The sequence below is a fragment of the Amycolatopsis sulphurea genome, from assembly GCF_002564045.1.
In the GTDB taxonomy this organism is placed as follows: domain Bacteria; phylum Actinomycetota; class Actinomycetes; order Mycobacteriales; family Pseudonocardiaceae; genus Amycolatopsis; species Amycolatopsis sulphurea.
Genome location: NZ_PDJK01000002.1, coordinates 3,552,349 through 3,572,367, shown reverse-complemented (window position 1 = coordinate 3,572,367; position 20,019 = coordinate 3,552,349). Strand labels below are relative to the sequence as shown.

At 69.4% G+C, this 20,019-nt stretch carries 19 protein-coding genes; 5 read left to right on the top strand and 14 right to left on the bottom strand.

All coding sequences use genetic code 11. The features are described from left to right. Positions 1-64: 64 nt before the first annotated feature. Positions 65-1,339, bottom strand: coding sequence for a diaminopimelate decarboxylase family protein (locus ATK36_RS22500; RefSeq protein WP_098513312.1), 1,275 nt, complete (start codon positions 1,337-1,339; stop codon positions 65-67). A 225-nt stretch (positions 1,340-1,564) separates the two neighbouring features. On the opposite strand from ATK36_RS22500, the gene ATK36_RS32420 reads away from it, so the two are divergent. Further along, on the top strand, positions 1,565-1,702 hold the full coding sequence (locus tag ATK36_RS32420; protein ID WP_170069852.1) for a hypothetical protein: 138 nt from the start codon (positions 1,565-1,567) through the stop codon (positions 1,700-1,702). Positions 1,703-1,813: 111 nt separating this feature from the next. On the opposite strand, the gene ATK36_RS22495 is transcribed toward ATK36_RS32420, so the two are convergent. After that, entirely contained in the window at positions 1,814-2,281 is a 468-nt protein-coding gene (locus ATK36_RS22495; protein WP_098513311.1) for an Lrp/AsnC family transcriptional regulator, read from the bottom strand. Between the two features lie 120 nt (positions 2,282-2,401). Between ATK36_RS22495 and hppD the strand changes: the two genes are divergently transcribed. Continuing rightward, positions 2,402-3,601, top strand: a complete 1,200-nt coding sequence (gene hppD, locus ATK36_RS22490) for a 4-hydroxyphenylpyruvate dioxygenase (RefSeq protein WP_098513310.1) — start codon at positions 2,402-2,404, stop codon at positions 3,599-3,601. Positions 3,602-3,681: 80 nt separating this feature from the next. On the opposite strand, the gene ilvA is transcribed toward hppD, so the two are convergent. Continuing rightward, positions 3,682-4,887: a threonine ammonia-lyase gene (gene ilvA, locus ATK36_RS22485; protein ID WP_098513309.1), complete on the bottom strand. Its 1,206-nt coding sequence runs from the start codon at positions 4,885-4,887 to the stop codon at positions 3,682-3,684. A gap of 97 nt (positions 4,888-4,984) precedes the next feature. Between ilvA and ATK36_RS22480 the strand changes: the two genes are divergently transcribed. Beyond that, complete coding sequence (locus tag ATK36_RS22480) at positions 4,985-5,284, top strand: hypothetical protein (RefSeq protein WP_098513308.1); 300 nt, start codon at positions 4,985-4,987, stop codon at positions 5,282-5,284. Between the two features lie 404 nt (positions 5,285-5,688). Here the strand turns inward: ATK36_RS22480 and ATK36_RS22475 are convergent, their stop codons facing one another. Together ATK36_RS22475 and ATK36_RS22470 are read right to left on the bottom strand one after the other, a co-directional pair. Next, positions 5,689-6,297, bottom strand: coding sequence for a DUF3558 domain-containing protein (locus tag ATK36_RS22475; RefSeq protein WP_245915007.1), 609 nt, complete (start codon positions 6,295-6,297; stop codon positions 5,689-5,691). Further along, entirely contained in the window at positions 6,297-6,743 is a 447-nt protein-coding gene (locus ATK36_RS22470; protein ID WP_141544504.1) for a hypothetical protein, read from the bottom strand. The genes ATK36_RS22475 and ATK36_RS22470 overlap by 1 nt, the downstream gene beginning before the upstream one ends. A 105-nt stretch (positions 6,744-6,848) precedes the next feature. On the opposite strand from ATK36_RS22470, the gene ATK36_RS22465 reads away from it, so the two are divergent. After that, positions 6,849-7,049 (top strand): helix-turn-helix domain-containing protein, encoded by a 201-nt coding sequence (locus tag ATK36_RS22465; protein ID WP_245915005.1) that lies wholly within the window; start codon positions 6,849-6,851, stop codon positions 7,047-7,049. A 393-nt stretch (positions 7,050-7,442) separates the two neighbouring features. On the opposite strand, the gene ATK36_RS22460 is transcribed toward ATK36_RS22465, so the two are convergent. From ATK36_RS22460 to ATK36_RS22435, 6 genes are all read right to left on the bottom strand, one after another. Next, a complete protein-coding gene (locus ATK36_RS22460; RefSeq protein ID WP_098513305.1) occupies positions 7,443-8,600 on the bottom strand; it encodes a cystathionine gamma-synthase in 1,158 nt (385 codons plus the stop codon). Positions 8,601-8,682: 82 nt separating this feature from the next. Beyond that, complete coding sequence (locus ATK36_RS22455) at positions 8,683-9,582, bottom strand: hypothetical protein (protein WP_098513304.1); 900 nt, start codon at positions 9,580-9,582, stop codon at positions 8,683-8,685. A gap of 108 nt (positions 9,583-9,690) precedes the next feature. Beyond that, positions 9,691-10,206 (bottom strand): hypothetical protein, encoded by a 516-nt coding sequence (locus ATK36_RS22450; RefSeq protein WP_245915004.1) that lies wholly within the window; start codon positions 10,204-10,206, stop codon positions 9,691-9,693. A gap of 231 nt (positions 10,207-10,437) precedes the next feature. After that, positions 10,438-11,949, bottom strand: coding sequence for a hypothetical protein (locus tag ATK36_RS22445; RefSeq protein WP_245915001.1), 1,512 nt, complete (start codon positions 11,947-11,949; stop codon positions 10,438-10,440). Positions 11,950-12,061: 112 nt separating this feature from the next. After that, on the bottom strand, positions 12,062-13,432 hold the full coding sequence (locus tag ATK36_RS22440) for a cystathionine beta-synthase (protein WP_098513303.1): 1,371 nt from the start codon (positions 13,430-13,432) through the stop codon (positions 12,062-12,064). Between the two features lie 354 nt (positions 13,433-13,786). Next, entirely contained in the window at positions 13,787-14,701 is a 915-nt protein-coding gene (locus ATK36_RS22435) for a pentapeptide repeat-containing protein (protein ID WP_098513302.1), read from the bottom strand. A 403-nt stretch (positions 14,702-15,104) separates the two neighbouring features. On the opposite strand from ATK36_RS22435, the gene ATK36_RS22430 reads away from it, so the two are divergent. Beyond that, a complete protein-coding gene (locus tag ATK36_RS22430; protein ID WP_098513301.1) occupies positions 15,105-16,325 on the top strand; it encodes an acetyl-CoA C-acetyltransferase in 1,221 nt (406 codons plus the stop codon). 57 nt (positions 16,326-16,382) lie between these two features. Here the strand turns inward: ATK36_RS22430 and ATK36_RS22425 are convergent, their stop codons facing one another. The 3 genes from ATK36_RS22425 to ATK36_RS22415 form a co-directional block, all read right to left on the bottom strand. Next, positions 16,383-17,909: a DHA2 family efflux MFS transporter permease subunit gene (locus ATK36_RS22425; RefSeq protein ID WP_098513300.1), complete on the bottom strand. Its 1,527-nt coding sequence runs from the start codon at positions 17,907-17,909 to the stop codon at positions 16,383-16,385. A gap of 255 nt (positions 17,910-18,164) precedes the next feature. Then, the gene (locus ATK36_RS22420; RefSeq protein WP_098513299.1) at positions 18,165-18,545 is read right to left on the bottom strand and encodes a hypothetical protein; all 381 of its coding nucleotides are present in this window, start codon (positions 18,543-18,545) and stop codon (positions 18,165-18,167) included. A 546-nt stretch (positions 18,546-19,091) separates the two neighbouring features. Continuing rightward, a complete protein-coding gene (locus tag ATK36_RS22415) occupies positions 19,092-19,955 on the bottom strand; it encodes a Bax inhibitor-1/YccA family protein (RefSeq protein WP_098513298.1) in 864 nt (287 codons plus the stop codon). Between the last annotated feature and the right edge of the window lie 64 nt (positions 19,956-20,019).

Here is a 20,019-nt window from a genome sequence, read left to right as displayed (position 1 = left end):
ACTGCAAGCAGATTGTTCGGCGTGCGCCGTGGAGAGACGGGCAAGCCTCAGTCGACGTGACGGGTCACCGCAGCACCACCGCCGTCGCAAGCCGGTCCGCGTCGCAGCGGAGGGTTGCGAAGTAGTCCTCGACGGTCTCGGCCCGGCGGATGCGCTCCACGTCCCCGTCCGGGTGCAGCAGCAACTCCTGTGGGCGCAGCCGCCCACCGTACGTGTAGGTCTGCGACAGCGCATGGGCGCCGGTGTCGTGCACCAGCAGCAGGTCGCCCTCGGCCGTGCGTGGCAGGACGCGCTGGATCGCGAGTTTGTCGTTGTTCTCACACATCGAGCCGACGACGTCGACCGTCTCGAGTTCGCGCCCCTCGCCGTCCAAAACGGACAGGTGATGGTAGGCGTCCGGATACATTCCCGGGCGGATCAGACCGTTCATGCCGCAGTCGACGCCCACGATCTCGCGCCATTTGGTCATCCGGTTGAGCACGCGGGTGACCAGCACCCCGTGCGGACCCGTCACATACCTGCCGGATTCGAACAGCACCCGCAGGTGCCACGCGTGGTCGCGCTCGAAGGTCGTCACCCGGTCCCGGACTCCGGCCGCCAGCCCGGCGAGGTCGAACTCCCGCTCCTCCAGCCGATAAGGGATTCCTATTCCGCCGCCGAGGTTCACGAAATCGATGCGCACTCCGGTCTCGTCCCGCAGCCGGAGCACGGTGTCGAGCAGCAGGTCGAGATTGCGCAGAAAGGAGTCCGGTGTCTTCAGGTGCGAGCCCAGCATGACGTGTAGCCCGTACGTGTTCGCGCCGAGCTGCCGCGCTTTCGCCACCACGCCGTGCAGGCGGTCGATCCGGATACCGAATTTCGACGACTCGGCTCCGCCGAGGTGCATGTTCTGCACCGACGCGGAGCGCCCCGGGTGCACTCGGAAACAGACCGATCGTGGCCGCGCCCGCATGGCCACGAGCTTGTCGACGACAGTCTCGTCGTCGACGGTGATGATGGCGTCCGCGGCGAGCGCGGCGACCAGCTCCGCCGAGCTGGTGTTGTTCGAGGTGAAGGAAATGTCGTCACCCACCGCGCCGGCCTCCCGGGCGGCCACGAGCTCGGCGATCGAACTGCAGTCGAAGCCGAAGCCGTGGTCTGCGAGGGTACGCAGGATCCGGGGGTTCGGCTGCGCCTTGACGGCGAAGTACTCCCGGAAGTCCAGGCCGCGAAACGCTCGGTTGAAGCCCTCGGCGGTGTCGCGGATGCCCTGCACGTCGTAGATGTGGAACGGTGTGCCGAAATGCTCCGCAACTCGCGGAAGTATCGGAATAAGGCGCTGACAGAAGGCGTCACTCATGGGCATATCGAGGCAAAATCCTTCCAGATCCGACGCAGAGCGGTCGGCATCGTCAGCGCACGCAGGTCACTTTCACCGAATTCGGAAACAAAGTCCGAACTTCGCTCGAGATCCGAGTGACCGATTTTACCCTCGCCGGTTCGACGAGGGTAATTCAGAGATTATCCACGAGCGGTGGACATCGAATGTCGGCTACCGTACCGGGAACTGACGTAACGGCTAACGATGGGGATCATCGAGTTTACGTTTCGCCATGAGTTCGTGCGCGGCAACGAGTTCGCGCAGACCCTCCCTCAGGTCGCGGAGGCGTTCGAGACGCGCGACCACCTCGTGGCGTGCGCCAGACCTGTCCCGGGTCTGTGAAGGGGCCCTTCACAGACTCAGAGTCCGTGAAGGGCCCCTTCACGGACCTCCGAGGCGGCGCAGGGCCCCTCACACCGACTTTGCCGACACCCCGCCCCCACCCGCCCGAATCTAGTCCGGCCTCGCCGCCCGCTCCAGCAGCGGCCGTACCCGCGGCGGAACCGGCGTGGACAAGGCGATCGAAGTCGAGGTGCGGAGCACGTCGGGGACGCCGACCACCTCGTCGATCACGCGTTGCAGGTCGTCGTTGTCGCGGGCGACCAGGCGGACGAACAGATCGCCTTGGCCGGTGGTGGCGTGGACTTCGCAGACCTCGTCGATCGCGGCGAGGGCCTCGGCGACGCCGCCGCGTTTGCCCTGGGCGATCTCCAGTACGGCGAACGCGGTGAGCCCGTAGCCCATCGCGGCGAGGTCCAGTTCCGGGGGAAACCCGCCGAGCACCCCGCGTTCGGCGAGGCGGTCCAGCCGCGCCTGCACGGTGCCACGCGCCACGCCGAGCCGCCGTGCGCATTCGAGTACGCCCAGCCGCGGCGAGTCGGTCAGCAGCAGCAACAGCCGGGCGTCCAGCGAGTCCAGCATCGGTCGTCTCCTGCACAGGTTGTCCATGATGACCTCGGGTCACCGAGTATGGCTGAACATATTGTCCAGTCAAATCAATGACTATTGCACAGCTTGCCGGGCTCCGCTCATGCTTTCGTCATGACCGACATCATGCCGCCCCAGAGCGCCCTCGACGACGTCAGCTACGACCAGCTTCGCCAGCTCGTCGGACTGGTCGACCACGACGCCTCGGCCGACCCGTTCCCGGTCAAGGCGCTCGACGCGGTGGTGTTCGTCGCCGGCAACGCGACCCAGACCGCGTGGTTCTACCAGGTCGCGTTCGGCATGCGGCTCGTCGCGTATTCCGGTCCCGAAACCGGGCAGCCGGACCACAAATCCTTCGTGCTGAAGTCCGGTTCGGCGCGGTTCGTGATCACCGGCGGGGTCCGTCCGGACTCGCCCCTGCTCGATCACCACCGCCGCCACGGCGACGGCGTCATTGACCTCGCGCTGGAGACGACCGACGTCGACAAGTGCGTCGAGCACGCCCGCGCGCAGGGCGCGACCGTGCTGGAGGAGCCGCACGACGTCACCGACGAACACGGCACGATCCGCCGGGCGGCCATCGCGACCTACGGCGAGACCCGGCACTCGCTCATCGACCGTTCCCGCTATCACGGCATCTACCTGCCCGGGTTCGAGCCGCGGGAAAGCACCGTGAAGCGGCCCGAAGGTGCCCCGAAGCGGCTGTTCCAGGCCGTGGACCACTGCGTGGGCAACGTCGAACTCGGCAAGATGGACTACTGGGTGGACTGGTACCACCGCGTGATGGGCTTCGTGAACATGGCGGAGTTCATCGGCGACGACATCGCCACCGACTACTCAGCGCTCATGAGCAAGGTGGTGTCGAACGGCAACCACCGGGTCAAGTTCCCGCTCAACGAGCCCGCAGTGGCGAAGAAGAAGTCGCAGATCGACGAGTACCTCGAATTCTACGAGGGCGCGGGCTGCCAGCACATCGCGCTGGCCACCAACGACATCATCGCCACGATCACCGCGATGCGCGCGGCGGGCGTGGAATTCCTGAACACCCCGGACTCCTACTACGAGGACCCGGAGCTGCGGGCCAGGATCGGAGAGGTGCGGGTGCCGATCGAAACCCTGAAGGAGCACGGGATCCTGGTCGACCGCGACGAGGACGGGTACCTGCTGCAGATCTTCACCAGCCCGATCGGCGACCGTCCGACGGTCTTCTACGAGCTGATCGAGCGGCACGGTTCGCTCGGCTTCGGCAAGGGCAACTTCAAAGCCTTGTTCCAGGCCATCGAGCGCGAGCAGGAGCGGCGCGGAAACCTCTGAAACCCCTGCAATGTAAGGATTTCACGACGGAACGGCCGGTTCGGCGCGAATCGGCCGCCCCACTGTCCACAGTGGAATCGTCAGGGGACGATGGTGAACCCGGCGGCGGCGAGGGCGGCCTCGACCTCCGCGCAGTGCTGCGGACCGCGGGTCTCCAGCGCGAGTGCCACGTCCACCTCGCCGAGCGCGAGACTGCCGGAGATCCGGGAATGCTCGACGTCCAGCACGTTGGCGCCGAGGTCCTTCACATCGGACAGCACCGACACCAGCGAGCCCGGCCGGTCCGGCACCCGCAGATGCAGCTTGAGGTACCGGCCGCCCGCGGTCATGCCGTGCTGGATGATCTGCTGCAGCAGCACCGGATCCACGTTGCCACCGGAGAGGATCGCCACCACCGGCGGCTCGAACGCGCCGGGATGCTGCAGCAACGCGGCCACGGTCGCCGCGCCGGCCGGCTCCACCACCAGCTTTCGCCGCTCCAGGCACAGCAGCACCGCCCGGGACAGGGATTCCTCGCTGACCGTCACGACCTCGTCGACCAGCTCCGACACGTGCGCGTAGCTGACCAGCCCCGGCTTACCGACCGCAATGCCGTCGGCCATGGTGTGCGTTCGCGCGATGCGCACCGGGGCGCCGGCCGCCAGCGAAGGCGGGAACGCGGCGGCGTCCTCGGCCTGCACGCCGACGATGCGTACGTCCGGATGTGACGCCTTCACCGCCGACGCGACCCCACCGACCAGCCCGCCACCGCCTGTCGCCACGAGCACCGTCTTGACGTTCGGCACCTGTTCCAGGATTTCCAGGCCGACTGTGCCCTGCCCGGCGATCACGTCGATGTGGTCGAACGGATGGATGAACACCGCACCGGTGCGTTCGGAGAAGGCAATGGCCTCGGCGAGCGTCTCCTCCAGAACGGCACCGTGCAAGTGCACGTCCGCGCCGTATCCGCGGGTCGCGGCGAGCTTGGGCAGGGGCGCGCGCAGCGGCATGTAGACCGTGGACGAAATCCCGAGCAGCGACGACGCCAGCGCCACCCCCTGCGCATGGTTGCCCGCACTCGCGGCCACGACCCCACGATCGCGTTCGGCGGCGGAGAGACCGTGAATGCGGGTGTAGGCGCCGCGGATCTTGAACGAGCCGGTGCGCTGGAGGTTCTCGCACTTGAGGTGCACCGGCCCGCCGTGCATCCGGCGCAGATCGCGGGCGTGTTCCATCGGCGTGACCCGGGTCACGCCGGAAAGCAGCTTCCGGGCTTCCAGGATGCGCTCGACGCTGACCAGTTCCATAAGCTGCGATGATGCCATCCGGCGGACTTGCGGGCCGCCCGCCTCGTAAGACCGGTAGGCTGGCTACGGCAACCACACGTATGCAGGGAGTTCGACCATGGCACGCGGGCAGGACGCGACCACCGCTCGGCGGGCGATGCGCGCGACCCGTTCCGGCGGCCTGGTGCCTCTCGTCGCGGGCATCGTGTCCGCCGCCGCGCTGGCCGGAGCCGCCTACGTCACAGTCGACGCGGCCGGATGCGGCGGCCAGCCCCAGTACATCCGCCACGACAGCCACACCGAACTGGTGGGCAGCTGCGTGGACGGCAACGAACTGCCCGCGGCCCCGGCGAACCAGGAGGCGGCCCCGCACGCCGCCCACCAGCACGGGACACAGCCGAGCAGCTACCGGCCCTGAGCCGCGTACCCGCTGCTTGCTTCTCGCCGACCGCGGCCCACGGCGGAGACGTAGTGAAGGTGCCCTTCTGTAGCTCCGGCGGCCGGTAGCCGTCTGACCGGCGCTGACCCGGCTACTGGCCTTCGGCGGTAAGCAGGGGGTACACAACAGCGGCGAAGACGTCATCCATGAGCGAGCGGGCGCGTTCGTGGGCTTGCTCGAACAGGTGGCCGTAGGTCTTGGCTGGTGGTGACGATGGAAGCGTGTCCCATGTAGTCGCGGACCATGTTCCATGGATGCTCCCCGGTGCGGCCGACCGCCTTCGATCAACCGGGACGCGTGCGACGGGGGCTCTTCGTCGTCGCCGGCCGGAGGGGGAGGGTGGAGCACCGGACCCGTGCCGACATCGTTTCACACGGCAGGCTTCACCGGCCCGCTTGCTGTTTCAGCGTGGTGAGGACGTCGTTGGCGACGTCGGCCGCGAGCGGGCATGGGTCTACCTTGCCCATCTTGCTCGTTCGGGGTGCGACATCGACCAGGAACGACAGCCGATCCGTGACGCCGACCAGCACATTGCAGGTGTTGGGCGTCGATCCTGGCTGAGTGGCGTAGGCAACGGCTGGAAAACCTTGGATCGGCGGCAGCGCGTCCCAGCGCTTCATCTGCGGCTTGACGTTGGTGTAGGCGTTGCTGAGACCGTCGTTGCGCGCGGGGTAGTAGGAGACTCCGATGGAAGCGGTGGTTTCGGCGTTGATCCACGAGCAGCTCGGAACCGGATCACTGTCGGGCTTCCCGGTGAGCGCGGAGCCAAGCTGCTCGGTGATTTGCTGCGGAGTGAGTGCCTGGCACGGATCGCTGGAAAGCACGTTGTCCGGCAACGGGTTCTTGACCTTCGGTGCACCGCCGTAGGGCACTGCCCGGCCTGACGGCGCGGTGGCCGAAGTTGGCGGGGTCGCTGTGCCGTCTGTGGGCGACGAGCAAGCGGCGGCGAGGAGGGCGAGACTGAGCACCGCTGCGGTGGCGCGCAGGTTCATCAGAGCTTTCCTGGGGGTTGGGAGCCGGGGTCGACGTTCTTGATGGTCTTGGTCTGGTCCTGCTCGTTCTGGCCGATCGCGGCCAGCGCTTCCTCGATGCGGTCGGCCAGTTCCGTGACGTAGGCTAGCTGCTGGTCTATCGCTTCCGCTCCGCCGGCGTACGCACCGTGCTGCTCTTTGCCGTCGCCGACCATCGCGGTGTTCGCGGCCACGGTTGTCGGGTCCTGCGATGGCGGCTTCATCGTGAGTAGCTGGGCGATCTTGCGGTTCTGCTCTCCCAACCGGACCTTGTGGTCGTTGAGGTTCCGGAGGATTTTCTTCGCCTCGTCCAGCTCAAGCGAGAAGCCGTCTCTCCGGGGCTCGTTCGCCCACGGGTTGTAGATCGAAAAGGTGGTGTCTTCGAACGCGCGAGTCCTCCCATACTCGGTGTCTGCATTTGCAGACACCGAGTGATGGTAGCGAATCACCGAATGCGTCCATGGTCGAATCGGGCGGTAGGTTGCTCCGCACGGCAAAGGGACCGCAGTCGCCAGCCGACGCGGGAACTAGGCGTGCGCGTCCGAGCGCACCGAGAGGCGGCGGGCCTGAGTCAGGAGGGTCTGGCCCGCGAGGCGGGCGTGCACTGGACGTTTGTCAACCAGGTGGAGCGCGGGTTGCGCAATGTGAGCCTGCACAACCTGCTGAAGCTTGCCTACGGGCTGGGTGTCGATGCATCCACGCTCGTCCGGCGGCTCAAGCCGCCGGAAGGTTAGCGTCGGCCGTCCAGAAGTAGCGCCCTCGGTCCAGCTCGGCTGTCAGGGCTAGACGCAGGATGCGGGTCTTCTCGTCGCCCACGATGCCGAGCGCGCCGAAGATGCACGCCACGTCCAACGGTTTCGGCGTGCGCTTCCCGAGTTCCCAGTTGGGTAGGAGGGCTGGTCCCACCCCGATCCGACCGACCCAGCTCGCGGACTTCCCACTTCGCGGTCAGACGTGCTTCGCGCAGGCGTGCCCCAGCTTGTTGTCACTGCTCACGATCTGTGCCGCCCTTTGGAGAGTGTGCGCAGGTCAGAGGCTACCGTTCCGTGAAGGGACCCGTCACGGACTCTGAGGCTGTGAAGGGGCCCTTCACAGCCTTGAGGACGGGACGTGCGTGATCGGCCCGCTCAGCCCAGCGCCCGCGTGAGGTCGGCCAGCAGATCCTGGCCGTCCTCGATGCCGACGGAGAGCCGGATCAGGTCTTCCGGGACCTCGAGGGTCGAGCCCGCGGTGGACGCGTGCGTCATGCGGCCGGGGTGCTCGATCAGGGATTCGACGCCGCCGAGGGATTCGGCCAGGATGAACAGCTTCGTGCGGGACACGACGTCCAGTGCGGCCTGTTCGCCGCCGGCGACCCGGAAGGAGACCATGCCGCCGAAGCGGCGCAGCTGCTTCGCGGCGATCTCGTGGCCGGGGTGGTCCGGGAGGCCGGGGTAGTAGACCTGGGTGACCTTCGGGTGCCGGGTCAGAGTGCGGGCGATCAGGTCCGCGTTGTCGCTGTGCCGCTCCATCCGCAGGGCCAGCGTCTTCAGCCCGCGCAGGGTGAGCCAGGCATCGAACGGGCCGGGCACCGCGCCCGCCGCGTTGCGCAGGTAGAACAGCTGCTCACGGACCTCGTCCTCGTTGGTCAGCACGGCGCCGCCGACCACGTCGGAGTGGCCACCGAGGTACTTCGTGGTCGAGTGCACGACGATGTCCGCGCCCAGCGCCAGCGGGGTCTGCAGATACGGGGTGGCGAAGGTGTTGTCGACCACCAGGCGGGCCCCGCCCTCGTGCGCCGCGCCGGCCAGCCCGGCCAGGTCCGCGATGCCGAGCAGCGGGTTGGTCGGCGATTCGCACCAGATCAGCTTGGTCTCCGGGCGCATGGCCGCCCGCACCTCGTCGATCCGGCCGAGATCGGCGACGGTGTGCTCGATGCCCCACAGGCTCAGCACCTTGTCGATGAGCCGGAAGGTGCCGCCGTACGCGTCGTTGCCGAGCACCAGGTGATCACCAGGACGCAGCACGGTGCGGAGCACGGCGTCGGAGGCGGCCATCCCGGAGGCGAAGGTCAGCCCGTGGCGAGCGCCCTCCAGCGAAGCGAGCGCCTCTTCCAGCGCGGTGCGCGTGGGGTTCGCGGTCCGCGAGTATTCGTAATCGCCCTCGCGGGTGCCGCCCACGCCGTCCTGCGCGTAGGTCGAAGTCTGGTAGATGGGCACGATCACCGCGCCGGTGCGCGGGTCGGGCTGCTGCCCGGCGTGGATCGCGCGCGTCTCGAAGCCAAATGCGGCGTAATCGTGGGCCATACGTACCAGAGTACGATCCACCCCGGATATTCCCGTCAGGTGGGACGGGGTTCCCGGAGGGAGAGGCGGCTGGTAAGACCGCTCACCATCCCGGCTGCTGCGGATACCCACCGGAACCGGGCTGCGAGACCCAATCCACGGTCGGCTTCACCAGTGCGAGCACCAGCGTCGCCACCGGCGGGATCAGGGCGACCAGCGCACCGGCGATCCCGAAGCCGATCAGCTCCGACCCGCCGCGGAGCGAACTCACCCCGGCCGAGACGAGCACGGCGGAGGTGATCGAGTAGGCGATCGCCAGCCCGCACCCGGCGATCACGCACAACCGGCCGGCCGGCTTGTGCAGGAACAGCGTGGTCGCCCCGAAAATCAGCAGGACGGCCAGCGCCAGGTTCACGATCAAGGCCAGCAGCCCGTAGCCGAGTCCGCCCCGGTGCCCGAGCAGGACCGCCCCGCCGATCGCGCCGAACAAGGCCGCCGCACCGCCAACGGCGGCCAGCACCCCGGCGATGATCGCGGTCGCGCCGTTCGGCCTCGGCTGCATCACGCCGGGATAGGGCGGGTACTGCTGCTGGGGGTAAGGGCCCGGCATCTGGCCGTAGAACTGCGCGCCGGGATAGGGCTGCGGGGCCATGGGCTGACTGCCGGGATAGGGCTGGCCCGGCACAGGCTGGCCGCCGGGATAGGGCTGCGCGGGCATCGGATGGTTGCCCGAGTAAGGCTGGGAGGGCGTCGGCTGGCTGCCCGGAAACGGCTGGCCGGGCATCGGCTGGCTTCCCGGAAACGACTGGGCGGGCATCGGCTGGCTGTCCGGATAGGACTGGGCAGGGGTCGGCTGGCTGTCCGGATAGGACTGGGCGGGCATCGGCTGGCTGTCCGGATAGGACTGGGCAGGGGTCGGCTGGCTTCCCGGATACGGTTGCGCCCCGGACGCCGGCTGACCGGAGTAGGGGTACTGGCCGTGCGGCTGCTGGGGGTCGGTCACGGGAATCCTTCGGCTGCTGCGGACCCGCCGGCCGCGGGTACGGTCCCCGTATCGTGCCAGGCCGTCGCCCCGTTCGTGGCGAATTTCGCAGGTCCGACCGGCGAAGCTTCAGTCCAGCGGCAGCGCCGGGGCCCGGAACCGCAGATGCCCGAAGGTCGAGGGCAGTATGGCGAGCAGCAGCACCAAGGGCGCCGCGACCATCAGGACCGCGTGGTCCAGCGCGGCGAACCCGTCCAGCCGGAACACCGCGCGGAAGTACTCGGCGTAGGTGATCCCGGCGCCGAGGAACGGTTCGAGCAGGATCGCCCCGATCGCCAGCAGGGCGCCGAGCACCAGCAGTACCGCGCCGGTGACCGCGCGGAAGAAGGTCGCCAGCGAACCGACCAGAAAAGCCAGCGCGGCGCCCAGATAAGCGCCGAGATCCACCAGTGTCCATGGCGAAAGATCACCAAGACTGAATCCGAACGGAATATCGATGAATCGCGTGACCGGAAGATAACCGGCAGCCACCGCCGCGATGAGCCCGAGCAGGCCCGCCGCGAGTGCGCTGCCCCGGCCAGGATGCCGAGATTCCCTGTCCGGGTACCGATTCCGCGGCACCTGCCGGGCGGTGGATCCGCGCACCGTGACTCTCCTCGAGATGAAAGGCGGGGACGATCGGCGCTCACCCTAACCCGGAAAATCCCCGCTACCGCCAGGCCACCGCACCCGGCCGGGAAATCCGGCGGCGATTCCCCCGGCTGCCGGAACGCAGCAAGATCGGGATAACCACCATTTTGCATTTCACCGGAAATGGTCCGCGGACGACGAAGGGCGCCTCCGTACGGAGGCGCCCTTCGCGGGATTTTCAGCGGCTCACCACTGCGGTGTCTGGCCGTAGCCCGGCTGGCCCGGACCCGGCTGACCCGGCTGCTGCGGCGGCGGGCCATAGCCCGGCGGGGGCTGCTGGCCGCCCGGCGGCGGGTACTGGCCCGGCTGGCCGAAGCCACCCGGCGGCGGCTGACCGTAGCCCGGCTGCGGCGGCTGACCGTAGCCACCGGGCTGGCCCGGCTGACCCGGCTGACCAAAGGGGCCAGGCTGGCCATAGCTGCCCGGCTGGCCGTAGCCCGGCTGCGGCGTCGGGGCGCTGGCCGGGTTGGCCCCGCCCGGCTGACCGAACCCACCGGGCTGGCCATAGGGGCTCGGCTGACCCGGCTGGCCGAAGGGACCCGGCTGCCCGGGCTGGCCGAAGCCACCCGGCGGCGGGCCGAAGCCACCGGGCTGCCCGGGACCGTCCGAGGGGCCGCTGCCGAGGCCGACATACCGCGCGGTCGCCGGGATCAGGCCGAGCACCCCGACGATCAGGATGATGACGCCGAGGATCACCGTCAGCAGGCCCATGCCGGAAGCGATGGTGTCGCCGGTCGAACCGAGCTGCTTGAGCTTGTCGGCCAGCGGACCGCTGATCGTGGTGCCGATCATCAGCAGCACGGAGAACACCGCGACCAGCAGGCCGCCGGCCGCCACCGCGATCGGCACGAACTTGCGGATCCCGGCGAGCCGTCCGGCCAGCGCCAGCCCGACCCCACCGGCCAGCGCGGCGACCGCGCCGACCAGCACCAGGATCACGTAGATCCACAGGGTGCCGGGGCTGGACAGCCCGGACTGCTCGTAGAACTTGTCCAAGTCCGCCTGGCTGGGCGCAGTGTCCAGATAGGCGGAGTAGTCACTGACCTTGCCCATGTAGAGGAAGGAGTAGATCAGCGAAACGACGGCGAGCAGCGCGGTCACGCCGCCGGCGACGAGACCGAACACCGGGTTGCCGCCGCCCGCCCCCGCGGGTGCGCCGAACGCGGGCGGCTGACCGAAGCCGGGCGGCCCGAAACCGCCGGGCTGACCGGGTCCGCCGAAGCCCTGCGGCTGGTCGAATCCGCCCGGCGCGCCGAAGCCCTGCGGCGCCTGACCCGGCTGACCGGGTTGACCCGGTTGGCCTGGCTGACCGAACGCGGGCGGCTGGCCGAACCCGCCGAGCGCGGCCGGGTTGTCCGCCGCGCTCGGCGGCGGGGCGTACGGGATGGCCGGCTGCTGCCCCGGCGGGACCAGCTGCGTCGACTCCGCGGTGCCTTCGGGGCCGCCCGCCGGGTTGACGACCTGGGTGGCGTTCGCATCACCCGGCTGCGGGGGCTGCACGACCTGGGTCGGCTCCGGCGTGTCGCCGAAGACGCCACCGGAGGCGGGCTGCGGCGGCTGGCCCGGTTGGACCACCTGAGTCGGCTCCGACGCGCCGAAGGGACTGTCCTGCTGCGATGTGGGGCCACTCGACGGGTCCTGCGGCGACGGCTGCCGGCCGCCGTCCTCGGACTCGTTCGGTGGCTGCGGAGCACTCATGCGGGTCTTGAACCCCCTTGACGACGACGCGAGAACGTTCTATACGACGCACGCTATCGGATCGCAGGCCGGGGCGCGCGCAGACGCCCCGGCCCGGGAACCGCAGGTCCGGCTACCGGCCCGCCAGGAAGGCGAGCAGGTCGTGCCTGGTGACCACGCCCGCGGGCTTGCCGTCGATCAGCACCAGCGCGCCGTCGGCAGCCTCCAGGGCCTTCATCGCCGCGCTCACCTGCTCCCCTGCGCCGATCGTGGGCAGCGGCGGCGACATGTGCGTCTCCAGCCGGTCGGCGAGCTGTGCCTTGCCGGTGAACAGCGCGTCCAGCAGCGCGCGCTCGTTCACCGCGCCGACCACCTCGGCCGCCATCACCGGCGGTTCCGCGCTGACCACGGGCATCTGGCTGACCCCGAACTCGGACAGGATCGCCACCGCCTCGGCCACCGTCTCGTTCGGGTGCGAGTGCACCAGGCTGGGCAGCGAGCCGCTCTTGCGGGTCAGCACGTCGCCCACGGTGGCCCCGGAGGAGTCCGGCGGCAGGAAACCGTAGGAAGACATCCAGCTGTCGTTGAACACCTTGGTCAGATAGCCGCGGCCGCCGTCGGGCAGCAGCACCACCACGACGTCGTCCTCGGTGAGCCGTTCGGCGAGCTTCAGCGCCGCCGCCACGGCCATCCCGCAGGAGCCGCCGACCAGCAGGCCCTCCTCGGTCGCGAGCCGGCGCGTGATGTCGAACGAATGCGCGTCGCTGACCGGGATGATCTCGTCCGCTACCTCGCGGTCGTAGGTCTCCGGCCAGAAGTCCTCGCCGACGCCCTCCACCAGGTACGGCCGTCCGGTGCCGCCGGAGTAGACCGAACCCTCCGGGTCCGCGCCGACCACGCGCACGCCGCCGTCGCTGGCCTCCTTGAGGAACCGGCCGGTGCCGGAGATGGTGCCGCCGGTGCCGACCCCGGCCACGAAGTGGGTGACCCGCCCGTCGGTCTGGCGCCAGATCTCCGGTCCGGTCGAGTGGTAGTGGCTGGCCGGGTTCTCCGGGTTGGCGTACTGATTGGGCTTCCAGGCGCCCTCGATCTCGTGCACCAGCCGATCGGAGACGTTGTAGTAGGAATCCGGGTGCTCGGGCGGCACCGCGGTCGGGCACACCACGACCCGGGCACCGTAGGCGCGCAGCACGTTGCGCTTGTCCTCGCTCACCTTGTCCGGGCAGACGAACACGCACCGATAGCCCTTGCGCTGGGCGACCATGGCCAGGCCGACCCCGGTGTTGCCGGAGGTCGGCTCGACGATCGTGCCACCGGGCCGCAGCTCGCCGGAGGCCTCGGCGGCCTCGATCATGCGCAACGCGATGCGGTCCTTCACGCTGCCGCCCGGATTGACGTACTCGACCTTCGCCAGCACCAAAGGCTTGAGGCCCTTGGTCAGCGAGTTCAGCTTGACCAGCGGGGTGTTGCCCACGAGGTCCACGATGTGCTCTGCGTACTCCACACCGGAAGCCTAAACGGCCCGGCGGGGCTGTCCAGCGCGGACGGCCGCGGCGACCGGGGTCTCCGGGTGCGCGTCGGGCCAGGCGGGCGACGCTCGGCGAGGTCGGGCCTCCCGGCGAGGACCTGGGCAGCCACCAAGCCGCGCGTCTACACCGGGATCGGCCCGAGGGCCGCCGAACGCCGATCCGCCATCCCGTCCCGGAGATTCGTCCCGGCGCCACATGCCGTCGCCTTATCGGAATATTCCCACGGGGCGACAGCCAGCAAAAACCACTGCCTGACGGTCATAGCCGGTTCACCTCCACGGCTTTCGGGTTTTCTTTCGGACGCGCCGAACATTCTAGCGGTTCCGCCACTATTCGGGAACGCCCGATCGGACCATTCTCGCCCAGCCGTCCGCGCCGGGCCGCTCCACCCAGCCCGGCGGCCAGACCCGCTTGTGTCCCGGCCGGACCAGCGCCCCGTCCAGCCGGGCCGCCGATTTGACGCCGAATTCGGCCTGTTTCTCGAACTGGGCGCCGTGGAAATTCTCCCGCTCGTCGCCGAAGGTGGTGCCGCGAAAGTCCGCGCGTTCCCGGAAAACAGCCTGGTTGAAATCCGCCTTCGTGCCGAATTCGGTGCCCCGGAACGCGGCGAATTCAAAGAACTCGGTCTGATAGCAGACGATCGAGCGGATCCGGCAATGCGTGAGAGTGAGTGCGACAAGGTGGGCACCGGAGAAATCCAGGTCGATGTCCGGCCAGAACGACCCCAGCGGCCCCGGCGCGGTCCCCGGGCGCAGGTGCAGCAGCAGGATCCGCTGCGCGGCCTTGCGCACCTGGATCTCCTCAGCTTCGTCATTGTGGGGCATGCGCAGATACGCGCACATCAGGTTGACGATGGTCTGGCGCTGCTCTCGGTGGTCCTGCGCCAGCCGTTCGAGGGCGTACAGCCCGGCCAGCCGGACCGGCGCCCGGTCGCTGCCGAGCTGATCGGCGGCCTTGCCGTAGATCTCGGTGATCCTGCGCTGGGTGGCGTCGTGATCCTTCTGCACCAAGTCCAGCTCGGCCGAGCGTTGCCGCCGGGCGGCGAGCAGGAGCGCGGCCGCGCCACCGGTGCCGACCACGACGTTCGCCGCGGTGCGCAGCGCGTCGAGCCGGGCCGTGTCCTCCGGTCTGCCCTGGCCGAGCAGCAGGAGCAGCACCGTGGCGGCGAGGCAGGCGAGCAGCACGATGCCCGCGCCCCACCAGGCGATCGTGCGGGTGGTCAGTACCCGGCTGGACGGAAGCACGGCGGCGATCCTGCCATGCCCGGGGCCAGGGTGTCGGCAAAGTCGGTGTGAGGGGCCCTGCGCAGCCGGCGGAGGTCTGTGAAGGGGCCCTTCACGGACTCTGAGTCTGTGAAGGGACCCTTCACAGACCCGGGACAGGTCCGGCGCACACCACGAGGTGGTCGCGCCTCGAACACCTCAGCTTCGCCCGCTGCCGGGCGTGATCGACGAAGATGGCAGGCGCCGTCGACGATGACGCGGCAGCCACGGCTCTCGCTCTGCTGATCACGGGTCCCGACCGACTTTGCCGGGACCCTGTGCCCGGGGCCAGGAGATGGGTCACCTTCGTCTTTCCGTACCGGCCGGGAAGCGGCAGTATGGTGAGCAACCGCTTAGTGCCGTTGACCCGAGGAAGTGTCCCGACATGCCCGAAGCCGTCATCGTTTCCACCGCCCGCTCCCCGATCGGCCGCGCCGGCAAAGGCTCGCTGGTCGGCATGCGCCCGGACGACCTCGCCGTGCAGATGATCCGCGCGGCCCTGGCCAAGGTGCCGCAGCTGGACCCGGCCGACATCGACGACCTGATGCTCGGCTGCGGGCTGCCCGGCGGCGAGTCCGGGTTCAACATGGGCCGCGCGGTCGCCGTGGAGCTGGGCTACGACCACCTGCCCGGCTGCACGATCACCCGGTACTGCTCCTCCAGCCTGCAGACCACCCGGATGGCCCTGCACGCGATCAAGGCGGGCGAGGGCGACGTGTTCATCTCCGCCGGGGTGGAGACCGTGTCCCGGTTCGCCAACGGCAGCTCGGACTCCTGGCCGGACACGCGCAACCCGCTGTTCGCCGAGGCCGAGGCGCGCACCCGGGCCACCGCCGAGACCGGCGCGGACAGCTGGCACGACCCGCGCGAGGACGGCCGGCTGCCGGACGTCTACATCGCGATGGGCCAGACCGCGGAGAACCTCGCGCGGCTCAAGGGGATCACCCGTGCGGAGATGGACGAGTTCGGCGTCCGCTCGCAGAACCTCGCGGAGAAGGCGATCGCGGACGGCTTCTGGGCCAAGGACATCACCCCGGTCACGCTGCCCGACGGCACCGTGCTCGCCAAGGACGACGGCCCGCGCGCGGGGGTCACCCTCGAAGGCGTCTCCGGGCTCAAGCCGGTGTTCCGCCCGGACGGCCGGATCACCGCGGGCAACTGCTGCCCGCTCAACGACGGCGCGGCGGCCGTGGTGATCATGTCCGACACGAAGGCGAAGGAACTCGGCCTCACCCCGCTGGCCCGCGTGGTGTCCACCGGCGTCACCGGGCTGTCCCCGGAGATCATGGGCTACGGACCGGTCGAGGCCTCCAAGCAGGCGCTCACCCGCGCCGGTCTGTCCATTTCGGACATCGACCTGGTGGAGATCAACGAGGCGTTCGCGGCGCAGGTCATCCCGTCCTACCGCGACCTCGGCATCGAGCTGGACCGGCTGAACGTCAACGGCGGCGCGATCGCGATCGGCCACCCGTTCGGCATGACCGGCGCGCGGATCACCTCGACGCTGATCAACTCCCTGCAGCACCACGACAAGCAATTCGGCCTCGAGACGATGTGCGTCGGCGGCGGCCAGGGCATGGCGATGGTCCTGGAGCGGCTCTCCTGACCAAAGCCGTGAAGGGGCCCTTCACGGACTCAGAGTCCGTGAAGGGCCCCTTCACGGTCAGTGCATCGGGACCGGGGGCGCCACGTCCTCGCCGGGCTCCCGCGCCGCCACTTCCCGCTTCTTCGGCAGGAAGAACGCCGGGACCAGGCACAGCGCCAGCGCGACCAGGCCCCAGAGGAAGGTGTTCGCGAACGCGTCCGCGGTGAGCCCGGACGCGACCTCGTGGGTGGCCGGGTTGAGCGTGGCCGCGGTGGCCGCCAGCTGCCCCTGGCTCGTCGGCACGCCGAACTTCCCGGCCAGCAGCGCGGCCAGCACGATCGACATCGCCGCGGAGCCGATCGCCCCCGCGGTCTGCTGCAGGATGTTCGTCGCGGTGGAGGCCTTGGCCATGTCCTTCGACCGCAGCGTCTGCAGGGCGGCCGAGGTGATCGGCATCATCGTGGCCCCCATGCCCAGGCCCATCACGAACAGCGCGGCCATCAGCAGTGGGTACGGGGTGTCCGCACCGACCTGGGTGAAGACCACCATGCCGAGGACCAGCAGCACCATGCCGGGCAGCACGACCCGGCGGGCGGGCATCCGGTCCGCCAGCCGCCCGGCGATCGGCATCGTCAGCATCGCGCCGAGCCCCTGCGGGGCCAGCAGCAGACCGGCGTTGAGCGCGGATTCCCCGCGCACCAGCGTGAAGTAGGTCGGCAGCAGGAGCATCGCGCCGAAGAAACCGATGCAGAACACGGTCATCGTGATCATCGCCACGGAGAACGTCCGGTTGCGGAACAGCTTCAGATCGATCAGCGGATGCTCGATCCGGGACGCGCGCAGCACGAACGCGACCAGCAGGACGATCCCCGCCAGCGCGGGCAGCCACACCTCCACCGAAGCGACCGTGCCGGTCGACGGAATCCGGGAGACGCCGAAGATCAACGCCGCCAGGCCCGGGGAGACCATCAGCAGGCCGGGGAAGTCGAACCGGCCACCCCGCTCCGGCTGATCCTTCGGCAGCACGCGCAGCGCGCAGATGAAGGCGATCAGGCCGATCGGCACGTTGATGTAGAAGATCCAGCGCCAGCTGACCGCGTCGACCAGCCAGCCGCCGAGGATCGGGCCGCAGATCGGGCCGAGCAGCATCGGCACGCCGAGCACGGACATCACCCGGCCGATCCGCTGTGGACCTGCCGCGCGGGTCAGGATCGTCATGCCGGCCGGCATCAGCATGCCGCCACCGAGACCCTGCAGGACCCGGAAGACGATCAGCGATTCCACGTTCCAGGCCATCCCGGCCAGCATCGAGCCGGCCAGGAAGGTGCCGATGGCGATCAGGTACAGCCGTTTCGTGCCGAACGCCTCGGCGGCCCAGCCGGTGATCGGGATCACCGTGGCCAGCGCGAGCATGTAGCCGGTGGCCACCCACTGGATGGTGTCGAAGGAGGTGCCGAACTCGATGGTCAGCTTCTGCAGCGCGACGTTGACCACGGTGGTGTCCAAGATCGCCATGATGGCGCCGAGCACCACCACGCCGGCGACCTTGAGCACGCCGGAGTCGAGCTTCTCCCCGGCGCCCTCCGGCGCCGCTGGTGCGGACATGTGAGTACCCCATATTCTCAAGCGATGGATGCGCAAGCCCGCGTGCGACGAAGCCGCTGCGGGTCCCCCTTGCGCGCGTGGCCGAGGGTAGCCGAGTCCGAAGTCGCTTCCCAGCGAATTTACCGAACAGATCAGCAGGCGTGATCAGCAGATACTGTCGGTAGGCGCACGGTTGCGCAGACCGGACATCGGCCGTGGCCGGAGCCCGACCCGGGTGCCGGAAGCGCGAAAATCCCCCACAGGCGGCCGTGCAGGCTACCGGCCGGGATGCCGCCGGGATGGGCGTCGACGGCGCAGCCGGGATGGGCGTCGAAGGTGCAGCCGGGCAGCCGCGCGCCGATGCACATCAGGACACCGCCGAGGACCGCGGCGGCCGCCGGTGCGCCGCGGGATCGAGCTGTGGATCTGCCATGCCCCGGTCGCGATGGTCGCCCCGGTCACGATGGTCGCGAGAGACGGCCCGGCCGCGGCGGTCGTGATGGTCACGACGGTCACGAGAGACGCCCCGGCCGCGGCGGTCGTGATGGTCACGACGGACGCGACGGACGCGACGGACGCGACGGACGCGCAGATCATGATGCCGACGCCGGTGAGGCTGGTCTTGTCCTGCCAGCTCGGCTTCGACAGCGAGGGCACAGCGGTCAGCCCAGTCGCGAGAAGGTCACCCGCCTGCCGCGCTCAACCCCAGCGTCGTACCCGCCCGCGCCCCCAGCCGCCCCTCTGGCGCCCGCTCACCCCGCTTCGGCTCGGCGTGAGGTCCGTGAAGGGGCCCTTCACGGACTCAGAGTCCGTGAAGGGCCCCTTCACAGCCTTCTGGCAGGAAACGGAGAAGCGGCCACGGGCGGGGTGGCGGGCTGCCGGAACGGGCTGAGGCAGCAGGCGGCTCAGAGGGAGGCAGGGAGGCGGGGAGGCGGGGAGGCGGCTCAGCAAGGAGGCAAGGAGGCAAGGAGGCAAGGAGGCAAGCTCAGCGTGGCGCTGGTTCGACGGCCGCCGGGGTCTCCTGGTCGTCCGTGGGGGTTTCCCGGGAAAGCGGGCGCGCACGGTAGGACTGCCGATCGGCGCTCGCAGCCTGCCCCCACGGAGTGCGGAGAAACCCGCCCGGACAAACGAAGACGAACGAAGACGAACGAAAAGGCGCCCCGTGCAGCACGGAGCGCCTTCTCTGGGAGACCTGGGCGAGCGTTACTCGCGCAGGTAGGACAACAGCCGCAGGATTTCCAGGTACAGCCAGACCAGCGTGGTCATCAGGCCGAACGCGGCGTACCAGGCCCACTGGGAGGGCATCCCGGCGCGGATCATCCGGTCGGCCTGGTCGAAGTCGAGCAGGAAGCTGAACGCGGCGATGCCGATCACCACGAGGCTGAACACGATCGAGAGCGGGCTGCCGTCGCGCAGCGGGTTGAAACCGAAGAACACCGCGGTGAGCAGGTTGACCAGCATCAGGATGGCGACGCCGGCGACCGCGCCGATGATCCACTTGGTCAGCTTCGGCGTGACCTTCACCGCGCCGGTCTTGTAGACCACCAGCATCGCGATGAACACACCCGCGGTACCGATCAAGGCCTGCAGCGCGATGCCCGGCAGGAACAGCTCGAACAGCCCGCTCAGCGCGCCGAGGAACACCCCTTCGGCCCCCGCGTACACCAGCGTGAGCGGTCCGCTCGGCTTGCGCCGGAAGATGATCACCAGTGAGCTGACCAGCCCGACGAGCAGGCCGCCGATGAGCGCGCCGAGCAGCGCGCCGTTCATCCCGCTGACCCGGCCCGCCCCGTCGACCACGAGCTGGGACTGCGCCCAGATCGCGGTGAGCACGCCGGTCACCAGCGCGACCGCGAGCGAAAGCCCGGTCTTGATCACCACGTCGTCGACTGTCATCGGGCGGTCGGCCGAAGCCGTGCCCGGCCGGCCGGGGCCGTACCCGGGCACACCGCCCTGGCCCTGCGGAGCGCCGTAGGGCTGCTCGAAGCCGACATTCGGCCCGTACTGCCCGTGCGCGGAAGCGTCACGCGGCAGATTGCGGAACGCCGGGTTGCTAGTGGATCGCACCTGTCCTCCTGGACTTACTGGCACCATGCATCGGGTTCAACGACCATGAGGGGCGGCTGGTTCC

Bases quoted from the DNA above. Each gene is read 5' to 3' on its own strand.
- ATK36_RS22500 (WP_098513312.1), bottom strand. From the start codon at position 1,339: ATGAGTGACGCCTTCTGTCAGCGCCTTATTCCGATACTTCCGCGAGTT.
- ATK36_RS32420 (WP_170069852.1), top strand. From the start codon at position 1,565: ATGGGGATCATCGAGTTTACGTTTCGCCATGAGTTCGTGCGCGGCAAC.
- ATK36_RS22495 (WP_098513311.1), bottom strand. From the start codon at position 2,281: ATGCTGGACTCGCTGGACGCCCGGCTGTTGCTGCTGCTGACCGACTCG.
- hppD (WP_098513310.1), top strand. From the start codon at position 2,402: ATGACCGACATCATGCCGCCCCAGAGCGCCCTCGACGACGTCAGCTAC.
- ilvA (WP_098513309.1), bottom strand. From the start codon at position 4,887: ATGGAACTGGTCAGCGTCGAGCGCATCCTGGAAGCCCGGAAGCTGCTT.
- ATK36_RS22480 (WP_098513308.1), top strand. From the start codon at position 4,985: ATGGCACGCGGGCAGGACGCGACCACCGCTCGGCGGGCGATGCGCGCG.
- ATK36_RS22475 (WP_245915007.1), bottom strand. From the start codon at position 6,297: ATGAACCTGCGCGCCACCGCAGCGGTGCTCAGTCTCGCCCTCCTCGCC.
- ATK36_RS22460 (WP_098513305.1), bottom strand. From the start codon at position 8,600: ATGGCCCACGATTACGCCGCATTTGGCTTCGAGACGCGCGCGATCCAC.
- ATK36_RS22445 (WP_245915001.1), bottom strand. From the start codon at position 11,949: ATGAGTGCTCCGCAGCCACCGAACGAGTCCGAGGACGGCGGCCGGCAG.
- ATK36_RS22430 (WP_098513301.1), top strand. From the start codon at position 15,105: ATGCCCGAAGCCGTCATCGTTTCCACCGCCCGCTCCCCGATCGGCCGC.
- ATK36_RS22425 (WP_098513300.1), bottom strand. From the start codon at position 17,909: ATGTCCGCACCAGCGGCGCCGGAGGGCGCCGGGGAGAAGCTCGACTCC.